General features: G+C 66.0%; 10 protein-coding genes. 5 read left to right on the top strand and 5 right to left on the bottom strand.

Features of this window, described 5'->3' with window-relative positions:
- Positions 1-35 precede the first annotated feature (35 nt).
- Positions 36-1835 (top strand): aminopeptidase P family protein, encoded by a 1800-nt coding sequence (locus tag ACFE7K_RS04630; protein WP_375396997.1) that lies wholly within the window; start codon positions 36-38, stop codon positions 1833-1835.
- Between the two features lie 25 nt (positions 1836-1860).
- On the opposite strand, the gene ACFE7K_RS04625 is transcribed toward ACFE7K_RS04630, so the two are convergent.
- The 3 genes from ACFE7K_RS04625 to ACFE7K_RS04615 form a co-directional block, all read right to left on the bottom strand.
- The gene (locus ACFE7K_RS04625) at positions 1861-3951 is read right to left on the bottom strand and encodes a RelA/SpoT family protein (RefSeq protein WP_375396996.1); all 2091 of its coding nucleotides are present in this window, start codon (positions 3949-3951) and stop codon (positions 1861-1863) included.
- A gap of 81 nt (positions 3952-4032) precedes the next feature.
- Positions 4033-4809, bottom strand: coding sequence for a sulfite exporter TauE/SafE family protein (locus tag ACFE7K_RS04620; protein WP_375397097.1), 777 nt, complete (start codon positions 4807-4809; stop codon positions 4033-4035).
- A gap of 78 nt (positions 4810-4887) precedes the next feature.
- Positions 4888-6096 (bottom strand): LL-diaminopimelate aminotransferase, encoded by a 1209-nt coding sequence (locus ACFE7K_RS04615; RefSeq protein WP_375396995.1) that lies wholly within the window; start codon positions 6094-6096, stop codon positions 4888-4890.
- A 100-nt stretch (positions 6097-6196) separates the two neighbouring features.
- Between ACFE7K_RS04615 and ACFE7K_RS04610 the strand changes: the two genes are divergently transcribed.
- From ACFE7K_RS04610 to murA, 4 genes are all read left to right on the top strand, one after another.
- A complete protein-coding gene (locus ACFE7K_RS04610) occupies positions 6197-7927 on the top strand; it encodes a PHA/PHB synthase family protein (RefSeq protein ID WP_375396994.1) in 1731 nt (576 codons plus the stop codon).
- A gap of 142 nt (positions 7928-8069) precedes the next feature.
- The gene (locus ACFE7K_RS04605; RefSeq protein WP_375396993.1) at positions 8070-8741 is read left to right on the top strand and encodes a phasin family protein; all 672 of its coding nucleotides are present in this window, start codon (positions 8070-8072) and stop codon (positions 8739-8741) included.
- Positions 8742-8892: 151 nt separating this feature from the next.
- Complete coding sequence (clpS, locus tag ACFE7K_RS04600) at positions 8893-9234, top strand: ATP-dependent Clp protease adapter ClpS (RefSeq protein WP_375397096.1); 342 nt, start codon at positions 8893-8895, stop codon at positions 9232-9234.
- A 126-nt stretch (positions 9235-9360) separates the two neighbouring features.
- Positions 9361-10644, top strand: coding sequence for a UDP-N-acetylglucosamine 1-carboxyvinyltransferase (gene murA, locus ACFE7K_RS04595; protein ID WP_375396992.1), 1284 nt, complete (start codon positions 9361-9363; stop codon positions 10642-10644).
- A 13-nt stretch (positions 10645-10657) separates the two neighbouring features.
- Here the strand turns inward: murA and ACFE7K_RS04590 are convergent, their stop codons facing one another.
- Both ACFE7K_RS04590 and ACFE7K_RS04585 read right to left on the bottom strand, forming a co-directional pair.
- Positions 10658-11056, bottom strand: a complete 399-nt coding sequence (locus tag ACFE7K_RS04590; RefSeq protein ID WP_375396991.1) for a DUF2147 domain-containing protein — start codon at positions 11054-11056, stop codon at positions 10658-10660.
- Between the two features lie 150 nt (positions 11057-11206).
- Positions 11207-12559, bottom strand: a complete 1353-nt coding sequence (locus ACFE7K_RS04585; protein WP_375396990.1) for a cystathionine gamma-synthase family protein — start codon at positions 12557-12559, stop codon at positions 11207-11209.
- Positions 12560-12743: the final 184 nt, after the last annotated feature.

Here is a 12743-nt window from a genome sequence, read left to right as displayed (position 1 = left end):
AACTTTGATGAACTTTGATGCTGAAAGCCTGCCCCATGTCGCCCCATGCCGACCGTCTCGCCGCGTTGCGCGACCAGCTCGACGCCGATGGCCTGGACGGGTTCGTCGTGCCGCTGACCGACGAGCACATGTCCGAATATGTCGGCGCCTATGCTCGGCGGCTGGCGTGGCTGACCGGGTTCGAGGGGTCGGCGGGGAGCGCGTTGGTGCTGGCGCGGGAGGCGGCGATCTTCACCGACGGGCGCTATACGCTCCAGGTCCGCGAGCAGGTCGACGGCGCGGCCTGGCATTATGTCGATGTGCTGGCGACCAGCCTCACCGCGTGGCTCGCGGCGCGCGCGACCGAAGGGGCGCGCGTCGGCTATGATCCCTGGCTGCACACCGCCGCCTGGGTGCGCGATGCGAGCGCCGCGCTGGCGGCGCGGGGCGCCAATTTGGTGGCGGTTGATCGCAACCCGGTCGACGCGGTCTGGACCGATCGGCCGTTGCCCTCGCCGGCACGGCTCACCGTCCACCCTGACGATCGCGCGGGCCGGTCATCGGCGGAGAAGCGCGCGGCGATCGCCGACTGGCTGGCTGAGGAAGGCGCCGATGCGCTGGTCCTGTCGGCGCTCGATTCGATCGCCTGGACGCTCAACGTCCGCGGCGGCGACGTTGATCATACGCCGGTCGCTCTGGCCTATGCGATCGTCGACGCCGACGGCTCGATCGACCTGTTCGTCGCGCCCGAAAAGGTCGACGAAGCGGTGCGGCGTCACCTGGGCAACGCCGTGCGCGTTCATGACCGTACGGCGTTCGCCGGCGCGCTGGGCAACTATGCCGGCAAGCGCGTGGTGGCCGATCCCGAGCGCGCGGTTGCCGCGATCGCTACCGGGCTTGAAATGGGCGGGGCGACCGTGCTCGCGCGGCGCGATCCGGTGGTGCTCGCCAAGGCGCGCAAGAACGCGACCGAGATTGCCGGCCATCGCGCAGCCAGCGTGCGCGACGGCGCCGCGCTGACCCGCTTCCTCAAATGGTGCGAGGAAACGCTGCCCGCGGGCAGCGAGACCGAATTGTCGGCGGCGGCGCGGCTGCGTGCCTGTCGCGAGGCCACCGGGCTTTTGCTCGACACCAGCTTCGACACGATCTCGGCGACCGGCGCGCATGGCGCCAGCCCGCATTACCGTGTCACGGAAGCCTCGAACGCCCGGATCGAGCCGGGACAGCTCTATCTCGTCGATTCGGGCGGCCAATATGCCGACGGCACCACCGACGTGACGCGCGTCGTGCCGGTCGACGAGCCGACGCCCGAAATGCGCGACCGCTTCACCCGCGTGCTCCGGGGACATATCGCCATCGCCATGGCGGTGTTCCCCGACGGCACCAGCGGCGGCCAGCTCGACAGCTTCGCGCGACGCCCGTTATGGGAGGCGGGGCTCGATTTCGCGCACGGCACCGGCCACGGCGTCGGCGCCTATCTGGCGGTGCATGAGGGACCGCAGCGGATCGCCAAGCCCAATTATCCGGGCGGCGGCGCGGCCGAGCCGCTGGTCGCCGGCATGATCATCTCCAACGAGCCCGGTTATTACAAGGCCGGCGAGTACGGCATCCGCATCGAGAATCTGGTGCTGGTCGTACCGCGCGAGATTGCCGGCGCCGACGGCCTCATGCTAGCGTTCGAGACGCTGACGTTCGCACCGATCGAGCGGCGGCTGATCGAGCCGGCGCTGTTGACCGAGGCGGAACGCGCGTGGCTGGACGATTATCACGGCAAGGTGCTCGACCTGCTGGGGCCGCTGCTAGACCCGGCCGAGCGCGCCTGGCTGCTCGCCAAGTGCGCGCCGATCGGGGGGTAGTTTCGTCTCCCTGCGATGGAGGATTTCAGACCCGCGCCGCTGCGTTGACCGCGTCGGCCGCGCGCAACGCGCCGATCAGCCGCGCCAGATGCTGGGCGTCGTGGACCTCCAGGTCGATCGTGTTGGTGTGGAAGCCGGTGTCGCTGGTGTCGAAGCGGATGTTGATGATGTTGGCGCGGTGCTGGCCGATGATCGTCGAGACGGTGCCGAGCGCGCCGGGCTCGTTCTTCAGCGTTACCGAGATCTGCGCCAGACCGGCATCGGCCTTGGCGCCCCAGGCCAGGTCGACCCAGTCGGCATCGTCCGATGCCGCCAGCGCCGGGCAGTCGATGCGGTGGACTTCGATCGCGTCATTGGGGCGGCGCAGCCCGACGATCCGGTCTCCGGGCACCGGGTGGCAGCATTGGCCCAGCGTATAGGCGACCCCCGGGGTCAGCCCGGTGATCGAGATCGCGGCCGATTGCTGGGGCAGCGCGCGCCCCGCATCGGCGCCGCCCGACCCGGGCATCAGCGCCTCCATCAGCTCGGCATCGGTGATCCGGCGTCGCGCCACCGCCTCGATCAGCGCGTCCTCGTCGGCGAGCTTGAGCTTCCTGAGGGCGGTCTTGACGGCGTCGACGCTCAAGGGGGCGGGCAGCCGCTGGACGATCTCGTCATACAGCTTGCGTCCCAATGCCAGCGTCTCGCCGCGTTCCTTGTCGCGCAGCTTGCGGCGGATCGCCGCCCGCGCCTTGCCGGTGGTCGCGAAGTTCAGCCAGTTGGGCTGCGGCTCCTGCGCCTTGGACCGCAGGATCTGGACCTGGTCGCCATTCTCGATCGGCGTCCGCAACGGGACGACGCCGCCGTTGATCTTGGCGCCGACCGCCTGGTCGCCCAGGTCGGTATGGACGGCATAGGCGAAGTCGATCGGCGTCGCGCCCTTGGGCAGCTGGATCAGTTCGCCACGCGGGGTAAAGGCGAAGATGCGATCCTGGTACATCGCCATCCGGGTATGTTCGAGCAGCTCCTCGGGGCTGTCGGCGGTTTCCAGGATCTCGACCAGGTCGCTGATCCAGCTGTGCTGGGTGTCGGCGCGGACCTTGCCGTCCTTGTACGCCCAATGCGCCGCCAGCCCGTATTCGGCCTGGGCGTGCATCTCGGGAGTGCGGATCTGGATTTCGACCCGCATGTTCTCGGCATGCATCACGCTGGTATGGAGCGAGCGATAGCCGTTGCGCTTGGCGGTCGAGATATAATCCTTGAACCGTCCCGGGACGAGCGGCCACCGGCGGTGGATGATGCCGAGCGCGGTGTAGCAATCCTCGACCGTCGGCACGATCGCGCGAAACGCCATGATGTCGGACAATTGTTCGAAGCTGATATGGCGTTCGGCCATCTTGCGCCAGATCGAATAGGGATGCTTTTCGCGTCCCGAGATTTCCGCCTCGACACCGTGACGCGACAGCAGCGACTTCAGCCCCGATCCGATCTTGTCGATGCGGTTGCCGCCGCCGGTGTTGAGCTGGTCGAGCCGGCGGACGATCGATTCATGGGCTTCGGGTTCGAGCTGGCGGAAGGCGAGCGTCTGCATCTCCTTCATGAATTCGTACATGCCGATGCGCTCGGCGAGCGGGGCATAGATGTCCATCGTCTCGCGGGCGATGCGGCGGCGTTTATCCTCCGACTTGATGTGGTCAAGCGTGCGCATGTTGTGCAGGCGATCGGCCAGCTTGACCAGCAGCACGCGGATGTCGTCGGACATCGCCAGCAGGAATTTGCGGAGGTTCTCGGCGGCGCGCTCGCTTTCGGTCTGCGCCTCGATCTTCGACAGTTTGGTGACCCCGTCGACCATCCGCGCGACATTGCCGCCGAACAGCCGCGCGATCTCCTCGGGCGTGGCGACGGTGTCCTCGATCGTGTCGTGCAGGATCGCCGTGGCGATCGTTTCGTCGTCCAGATGGAGGTCGGTCAGGATGCCGGCGACCTCGATCGGGTGACTGAAATACGGGTCGCCGGAGGCGCGTTTCTGGCTGCCATGCGCCTGGAGGGAAAAGACGTAGGCGCGGTTCAGCAGGGCCTCGTCGGCTTGCGGATCGTAGCCCAGGACCCGATCGACCAACTCGTACTGGCGCAGCATGTAAGCCACAGATGGGGCGGTGACGGCAGGCTTGGCAACAAAATGTTGCGCCGGATCGCTGCCGGGCGATTCAGGCGCCCGTCAGAACAGCAATCGGGTGCCGACGATCGCCAGGACGACGGCCAGGATCGGGGTCAGTACACGGTCTGAAACGCGGGTCGCGATCAGGCTGCCGACGATGATGCCGGGGATCGAGCCGACCAGCAATGACAACAGCAGCGCACCGTCGACCGAGCCGATGATCCAATGCCCGATCCCGGCGAGCAGCGTCAGCGGCACGGCATGGGCGATGTCCGATCCCACCAGCCGGTTGATCGGTAGCCCCGGATAGAGGATCAGCAGCGCCGTCATCCCCAGCGCGCCTGCACCCACCGACGTCAGCGAGACGATCACGCCAAGCACCACGCCCAGGAAGACCGTTAGCGCGGCCAGCCGCCGCTCGCCCAGCGCACTGAACCAGGGGGCCATCCGCGTGACCAGCCGCGCCCGGAAGATCGTGGCCACCGCGGACAGGATCAGGGTGATGCCCAGCAACGTCGAGATCGTGGCGCTGGGGTCGTGCGCGCGCCCTGCCGCATAGCTCAGCGCGATCAGTGCCAGCGTCGCGGCGGGGACGCTGCCAAAGGCGAGCCGGCGCACCACGCGCCAGTCGACCGTGTTGCGTACGCCATGGACGACGGTGCCGACCGACTTGGTCGCCGCCGCGTAAAGCAGGTCGGTGCCGACCGCGGTCGCCGGATGGAAGCCGAAGGCCAGGACGAGGAGCGGCGTCATCAGCGATCCGCCGCCGACCCCGGTCAGCCCGACGATCAGCCCGACGAGCACACCGGCCACCGAGTAGAGCGGGTTGATCACTATCCGCCAAGCCGCGCCCGCGCCGGGCGTCCCGCGGCGCCAGGGGCATGCCGGCGGATCGACGACGATCGGGCCACCGCTTCAGCCGGCATTGACGCTGGGGGTGTTGACGCCCATCGATTGGAGATACTTGCGCACGTTGCGTGCTGCCTGCCGCAGGCGCTGTTCGTTCTCGACCATTGCGATGCGCACGAACCCTTCTCCATTCTCGCCATAGCCAACCCCCGGGGCGATCGCGACATGAGCGTGAGTCAGCATTTGTTTGCAGAACTCAAGACTGCCTAGGTGCGCGAGCGCCGGCGGCAACGGCGCCCAGGCGAACATCGACGCGCGGGGACTGGGGATGTCCCACCCGGCGCGGCCGAAGCTTTCGACCAGCACGTCGCGCCGCTTGTGATAGAGCCGGCGGTTGCGCTCGACGATGTCCTGCGGGCCGTTGAGCGCGGCGCACGCGGCCGCCTGGATGGGAGTGAAGGCGCCATAATCGAGATACGATTTGACCCGCGACATCGCCGCGATCAGCTTTCTGTTGCCGACCGCGAAACCCATCCGCCAGCCGGCCATCGAATAGGTCTTGCTGAGCGAGGTGAATTCGATCGCGACGTCCTTGGCGTCCTTTACCTGGAGGATCGAGGGTGTGGGCTTGCCGTCATAATAGAGTTCGGAGTAAGCCAGATCGGAGATGATCCAGACTTGGTTCTCCTTCGCCCAGGCGACCAGCCGCTGGTAAAAGGCAAGGTCGACCGCTTCCGCCGTGGGGTTCGACGGATAGTTGACGACGAGGATCGACGGACGGGGCACGGTGAAGGCGATCGCCCGCTCCAGGCTCTCGAAATACACCTCGTCGGGCGTTGTGGGCACCGCGCGGATCGTCGCGCCGGCGATGATGAAGCCGAAGGTGTGGATCGGGTAGCTGGGGTTGGGCGCCAGCACTACGTCGCCGGGCGCGGTGATCGCGGTCGCCAGGCTGGCCAGCCCCTCCTTTGACCCCATCGTCACGACGACCTCGGTCTCGGGGTCGAGGTCGACGCCGAAGCGGCGGCCGTAATAATTGGCCTGGGCGCGGCGCAGCCCCGGGATGCCCTTGGACTGCGAATAGCCGTGGGCATCGGGCTTGCGCGCGACCTCGACCAGTTTCTCGATGACGTGGTCGGGCGGCGGCAAATCGGGATTGCCCATGCCCAGGTCGATAATGTCCTCCCCGCCCGCGCGTGCCGCGGCCCGCATCGCGTTCACTTCGGCGATGACATAGGGTGGCAGTCGCTTGATGCGATAGAATTCGTCGGACACGGTCGGTTCCTTGGTCGCTTGGTGGTCGCCAATCCGGCGGCCGGCGCCTATGCTACAGTCAAAAGCGCGATCGCGCCAACGCAAGCGCAGGCAGGACAGGATGTCGGACGATAAACAGCCAGGCCTGCTCGGCCTCGAGGACATCCAGCATTGGACGCGGATCCTCGGCCAGGCGCAGCAGATGATGCTGGAGGCCGGGGTCGACCCGCGGCTGGCGGATGCGCTGTTCCCGGTGGTGCCGGGCCTGAACGATCCGGCGACAGTGACGCGCGTCGCGGATTTCTGGGCGGACAGCCTCGCTTTGTGGCAGCGCTTTCTGGTGCCGGCGCCCGCCGGTGCCGCGACCGACGCGGGATCCGCCCCGACCGACAAGCGCTTTGCCGCCCCCCAATGGCGTGACAATCCGACTTTCGACTTTATCCGCCAGAGCTATTTGACGATTGCCAACCATCTGCTGCGCGGGGTCGCCGAAATGCCCGGCCTCGATCCGCGCCAGCGCGCTCAGTTGCGCTTTGCGACGCAGAACATGGTCGATGCGCTCAGCCCGTCCAACTTCCCGATGACCAATCCCGAGGTGATCGAGCGGACCATCGAGACGCGCGGCGAGAACCTGCTGAAGGGCCTCCGCAACATGCTGGCCGACCTCCAGAAGGGGCAGGTGACGCATACCGATGCGACCGCGTTCGAGGTGGGGCGCAACCTGGCGACGACGCCGGGCAAGGTCATCCACCGCACGCCGCTGTTCGAGTTGATCCAATATGCCCCGACCACGGCGGATGTCCTGGCCACGCCGCTGGTAATATTCCCCCCGTGGATCAACCGCTTCTATGTCCTCGACCTGACCCCGGAGAAGAGTTTCGTCCGCTGGGCGGTCGATCAGGGCATCACGGTGTTCATGGTGTCGTGGAAGTCGGCGGACGCCTCCATGGCGCACGTGACGTGGGACGATTATGTGCTGGCGCAGGCCGAAGCGATCGAGGTCGTTCGCGGCCAGTTGGCGGTGCCGGCGGTCCATGCCATCGGCTATTGCGTGGGCGGGACGACGCTGGCCGCAGCGCTCGCGCTGCTGACCGCGCGCGGCGAGGCGTCGATGGTCGCCAGCGCCACCTTCTTCACCGCGCAGGTCGATTTCGAGCATGCCGGCGACCTGCTGAACTTCGTCGGCGACGATCAGCTCAAGCTGATCGAATCGCTCTCGCCGGAGGGATATCTGGACGGGCGCTACATGGCCGCCACGTTCAACCTGCTGCGGGGGCGCGATCTGATCTGGAACTATGTCGCCAACAATTACCTGATGGGCCGGGATTATGTGCCGCTCGATCTGCTCCACTGGAATGGCGATACGGCCAACCTGCCGAGCAAATGGCATTTGAGCTATCTGACTGATCTCTACCGCGATAATCTGCTGGTCCGGCCCGGTGCGCTGTCGGTCGACGGGGTGCCGGTCGACCTCGGCAGCGTCACCACGCCGGCTTATGTCCAGGCCGGTCGCGATGATCATATCGCGCCCGCCGAAAGCGTCTGGAAGCTGCTCCATCATCTCAAGGGATCGGTCAGGTTCGTCCTTGCCGCATCGGGGCATATCGCCGGCGTCGTGAACCCGCCGGCGGCGAACAAATACCATTATTGGACCAATGATGCATTGGTGTCGACGCTGGACGAGTTCGTCGCCGGCGCGGTCGAGACGAAGGGCAGCTGGTGGCCGGACTGGGTTGCCTGGCTACGCGCGCTGGATGCCGCAATTACCCCGGCGACAGGCGCCCGCCAGCCCGGTAAGGGACCGCATCCGGCCCTGCCGGATGCGCCGGGCACCTATGTGCTTGAACGTTGAATTATAAACAAAAGCGCCTGCCGTGAAAAATGCTGCAGTGCACAAAATCGCTTGACTCTCCGGTCCGGTATATTATTGACGGGGCATAGCGGCGGAGAAATCCATGGCGAAGGGTTCCGGTTCGAGAAGCAGGGCAACAGCGATGCCCGTGACCGCCAGGCAGGCGCCTGTTTCGGGTGCGGCCGACTTGGCGAGTACTGTAATTGAGCCGGCCCCGTCGACGGCATTGGGCGAACCGGCTGCCATGCCCTTGCCGATGATCGCCGATCCGGTCGCTATCGGTGAGCACTTTGCCAAAACACCCGAAGCTGAAACAACTGTGACCGATGCCGCTGAGCCGGCGCCAACGAAGGAATTGAACGACATGGAAGCGACGATCGAACAAGCGGCGAATACCGCTACCGACAAGAGCCAAGCCTATATCGCGGATATTAACGGCCGCGCGAAGTCGGCGATGGAAAAGGGAACCAGGATGATCGAGAACATGAACGAATTCGGCAAGGAGAACGTCGAGGCGTTCGTCGAATCGGGCAAGATCGCCGCCAAGGGCCTGGAATCGATGGGTCAGGACGCCGCCGCATATACGCGCAAGTCGTTCGAGGGCGCGACGGCCGCAATGAAGAGCTTCGCAGCGGTCAAGAGCCCGGCCGAGTTCTTCAAGCTGCACAGCGATTTCGTGCGCGGACAGTTCGACTCGGTTGTCGCCGAGACTTCGAAGAACACCGAGGCGATGTTGAAGCTGGCCGGCGAAATTGCCCAGCCGATCTCCAACCGCGTTGCGATCGCGGCGGAAAAGATCAAGATCGCGGCCTGATCCGCCGCACCAAAGCGATTATGAAGGGCGGTCGCTGGAGCGGCCGCCTTTTTTATGGCGTTCTTTCGCGCTGTATGATGGTCGCCCCTTGCCCTCGATACATGGCTTGCCATATTTTCGGTGCGTGATGGAATATTCCCCAATCGAACAGATGGCCAATGGTCCTGGCCGTGATGGCGATGGCGACAATGACAGCGGCACCGGTGTCGGTATTGCGACCCGCACGCGGACACGCACCAAGGAGCCCACTCCCTATCGTGTGCTGATGCTCAACGACGATTACACGCCGATGGAGTTCGTCGTGCTGTGCCTGCAACGTTTCTTCCGCATGTCGACCGAAGAGGCGACCCGGGTGATGTTCCATGTCCATCAGAAGGGCGTCGGGGTGTGCGGCGTCTTCAGCTATGAAGTCGCCGAGACCAAGGTGGGCCAGGTCATGGACTTTGCCCGGCAGAACCAGCACCCATTGCAATGCACGCTGGAGAAAGCCTGACGCGGGCGGGTTCGCCGGAGCGCTGCTCGGCGCGCGGCGCTTCGCTGATAATACCGATCACGGGATTGGCCGACGCCGGCTCGCGAGGCGCTTGCGCAGCCGGACCTAGTCGGTAGAAGCCCGTGGATGGACCGTATCGTGATCCGTGGCGGCAATCGCCTGACCGGCCGCCTGCCGATATCGGGCGCGAAGAACGCGGCGCTGACACTGATGCCATGCGCCCTGCTGACAGAGGAACCGGTGACGCTGCGCAACCTGCCGCGGCTCGCCGATGTCGACAGCTTCGGGCATCTGCTAAACCAGCTCGGCGCGTCGACTGAGATCGAGGGCGCCAGGCCAACCGACTTTGGCAGGGTGATGACGATTCGCGCTGGCCGCCTGACCTCGACCGAGGCGCCCTATGATATCGTCCGCAAGATGCGCGCGTCGATCCTCGTGCTGGGCCCGCTGGTCGGCCGTGCGGGGGAAGCCAAGGTATCGCTGCCCGGCGGCTGCGCGATCGGCAATCGCCCGATCGACCTCCATTTGCGGGCGCTGGAGGCGATGGGCGCCGACATCGAACTTGCCGCGGGCTATGTCCGCGCGAGCGCGCCCGGCGGGCGGCTGCCCGGTGGCCGGGTCACGTTCTCGATCGTGTCGGTCGGCGCAACAGAGAATGCGGTGATGGCCGCGGTCACCGCGCGCGGCGGCACGATCATCGAGAATGCCGCGCGCGAGCCGGAAATCGTCGATCTATGCAACTTGCTGCTGGCGATGGGCGCGTCGATTTCGGGGGTAGGCACCGGCACGCTGGAGATCGAGGGGCGCGACCGGCTGCACGGCGCGACCTATCGTGTGATGCCCGACCGGATCGAGGCGGGGAGCTATGCCTGCGCCGCCGCAATCACCGGCGGCAGCGTCGACCTGGTCGGGATCAAGGCCGACGACATGCGCGCGACGATCGCCGGACTTGCCGATGCCGGGGTGACGGTGATCGAGAAAGGCGACGTGCTGACGATCGCCGCCGACGGCCCGCTCCGGCCGTTGACCCTGTCCACCGCGCCGTTTCCGGGCTTTGCCACCGACATGCAGGCGCAAATCATGGCGATGCTGTGCCGCGCCGCGGGGTCCAGCGTGCTGACCGAGACGATCTTCGAGAACCGCTACATGCACGTGCCCGAACTCGCGCGGATGGGCGCCGACATCCAGGTGCGCGGTCGCACCGCCCTGGTGCGGGGGGTCGACCGGCTGGTCGGTGCGCCGGTTATGGCCACCGACCTGCGCGCTTCGATGAGCCTGATCATCGCCGGCCTGGTTGCCGAAGGCGAGACCCAGGTCAGCCGCGTCTATCACCTCGATCGCGGCTATGAACGGCTGGAGGAGAAGCTCCAGGCGGTCGGCGCGGATATCGAGCGGGTGGGCGACGGCTGACCCGCGGGCGCCGTCAGCCGATCCGGCGCCAAGTCTGGATCCGGCAACCGATGCCGGCGAACAGGCAACCCTCGCCACGCAACGTGCGGGCGTCGACCTGCCGGATCGTGCCGCTCAACGTCTGGCCGATATCGGGGACCAGCACCGTTCCCACCCATTGGCCCGGCGCCTGTTCGACGAAATCGCGGAACAGCATGCTGCCGACCAGCGGCTTGCCGGTGCCCTTTGCGGCATCGGCCTTGGCCTTGTCGCTAGCCCAGATCACCCGGCCGCACATCGCCGCACCGCAAGCGACGAATGTGACATGCACCGAGTTGCTCGGATTGGCCCAGACACCCCGCGGGACTTTGGCCGAGGCGACGATGGGGGCGGCGATAGCAGCCATTGCGATGAGGAGATTGCGCAGCTTCACTATAATACCTCGATTCTTGATGGGGACTTTCGCATGCCGCTGCTTAAGGTCCATTTGGAAATTCGCGAAAGAGCGATTTCAAGCGGGCGGGTATCGCAAACGTGCCCCTCGGCACGTTTCAAACAAACTCTGCCCGGTTGAACGGCGTCGTCACACCGCCGCCAGCGCGGCATCGAAATCGGCGATCAGATCGTCGGCATCCTCGACCCCGACCGAGATGCGGACGAGATTGTCGGTGATGCCCAACGCCGCCTTGCGCTCGTCGGCCACCGATAAATGGGTCATCGCCGCAGGGTGGCTGGCGAGTGTCTCGGTGCCGCCCAGCGATACCGCGAGCTTGGCGATGCGCAACGCGTCGAGGAAGGCGAACGCTTCGGGCTCGCCGCCTTTTAGATATAGCGAGAAGGTCGATCCTGCGCCTTCGCAATGCCGGGCATAGATATCGGCCTGGAGCGGGTCCGGGCCATCCCGCAGGAAGCCGAGATAGCCGACCCGATCGACCATGGCATGATCGCGCAGGAACGCGCAGACCTTCGCCGCATTCTCGCCGGCGCGGCTCATCCTGAGCTCCAGCGTCTCGAAACTGCGCAGCAGCATCCATGCGGTATGCGGGTCGCAGATCGTGCCGATCGTGTTGCGCATCAACCGGATGGTGTTGATGTGCGCCTTCGACCCCAATACGCCGCCGGCGACCAGGTCCGAGTGGCCGCCGGCATATTTGGTCAGCGAATAGACGACGATGTCGGCGCCATGCTGCAGCGGCTTGTGCCACAACGGACCCAGGAATGTGTTGTCGATCGCGATCGGCGGCCTCGCGCCTTCCGGGAACAGGGCGTCCCGGCTCGCCGCGACCGCCTCCACGTCGACCAGCACGTTGGTCGGGTTGGCCGGGCTTTCCAGGTAGATCAGCGCGACATTGCCCGACGCCGCCCTGGCCAGCACCGTATCGATCTCGTCACGCGTGGCACCCGCCGGAAAGTCCAGCCAATGGACGCCGAACCGGCCGAGGATGCGCGCGATCAGCGTCTCGGTCGCGGCATAGAGCGGGCCCGAATGGACGATCGTGTCGCCGGGCTTGACCATCGCCAGGAACAAGGTGGCGATGGCCGACATGCCGCTGGAGAAAGCGAGCGCGTCCTCGGCCTCGTCCCATATGCCCAGCCGGTCCTCGAGGATTTCCTGGTTAGGACCATTGAAGCGCGAATAGACCAGCCCCTCGGCGCCGCCGGGACGCTTGCCGGTGACGCCTTCGAAGTGGCGCTTGCCGGCCGCCGCATCGGGAAAGACGAAGGTCGAGGTGAGGAAAATCGGCGGCTTGAGCGAACCTTCGGAGAGCGTCGGATCATAGCCGTGGCCCATCATCATGGTGGAGGGCTTGAGCGTGCGCCCGCCGATCCTCTCGACACTTGGCTTGGGCCTGATGCGTGGCGCGGCGCCGGTCAGGTCGGCTTCGGTTTTCGGCGTCTCGGGTTTCTCGGGCGTCTCGGGTGTGTCGGTCGCCATCGGATGCACCTTGCCTCGATCTGTGATAAGCCTGCCTTAGCGAGAGACGGTGTCGCCCGATACCTTCGCCGACCATTGGGAGAGACGCCGTGCCAGTCGCCGTAGTTTCCGTGCCGGTGAGCGATGTCGATCTGAACCGCCCCGGGTTTGCCGGAGGCCATTGGTTGTGAGTCACGCCGCCATA

The sequence above is a fragment of the uncultured Sphingomonas sp. genome, from assembly GCF_964244265.1.
GTDB lineage: Bacteria > Pseudomonadota > Alphaproteobacteria > Sphingomonadales > Sphingomonadaceae > Sphingomonas.
The sequence above is the reverse complement of the archived record's forward strand: the minus strand, read 5'-3'. Positions and strand labels throughout refer to the sequence as shown.

Excerpts from the sequence above, each read along its gene's own strand:
- ACFE7K_RS04630 (WP_375396997.1), top strand. The coding sequence starts at position 36 with ATGTCGCCCCATGCCGACCGTCTCGCCGCGTTGCGCGACCAGCTCGAC.
- ACFE7K_RS04625 (WP_375396996.1), bottom strand. The coding sequence starts at position 3,951 with ATGCTGCGCCAGTACGAGTTGGTCGATCGGGTCCTGGGCTACGATCCG.
- ACFE7K_RS04610 (WP_375396994.1), top strand. The coding sequence starts at position 6,197 with ATGTCGGACGATAAACAGCCAGGCCTGCTCGGCCTCGAGGACATCCAG.
- ACFE7K_RS04605 (WP_375396993.1), top strand. The coding sequence starts at position 8,070 with ATGCCCGTGACCGCCAGGCAGGCGCCTGTTTCGGGTGCGGCCGACTTG.
- clpS (WP_375397096.1), top strand. The coding sequence starts at position 8,893 with ATGGCCAATGGTCCTGGCCGTGATGGCGATGGCGACAATGACAGCGGC.
- murA (WP_375396992.1), top strand. The coding sequence starts at position 9,361 with ATGGACCGTATCGTGATCCGTGGCGGCAATCGCCTGACCGGCCGCCTG.
- ACFE7K_RS04585 (WP_375396990.1), bottom strand. The coding sequence starts at position 12,559 with ATGGCGACCGACACACCCGAGACGCCCGAGAAACCCGAGACGCCGAAA.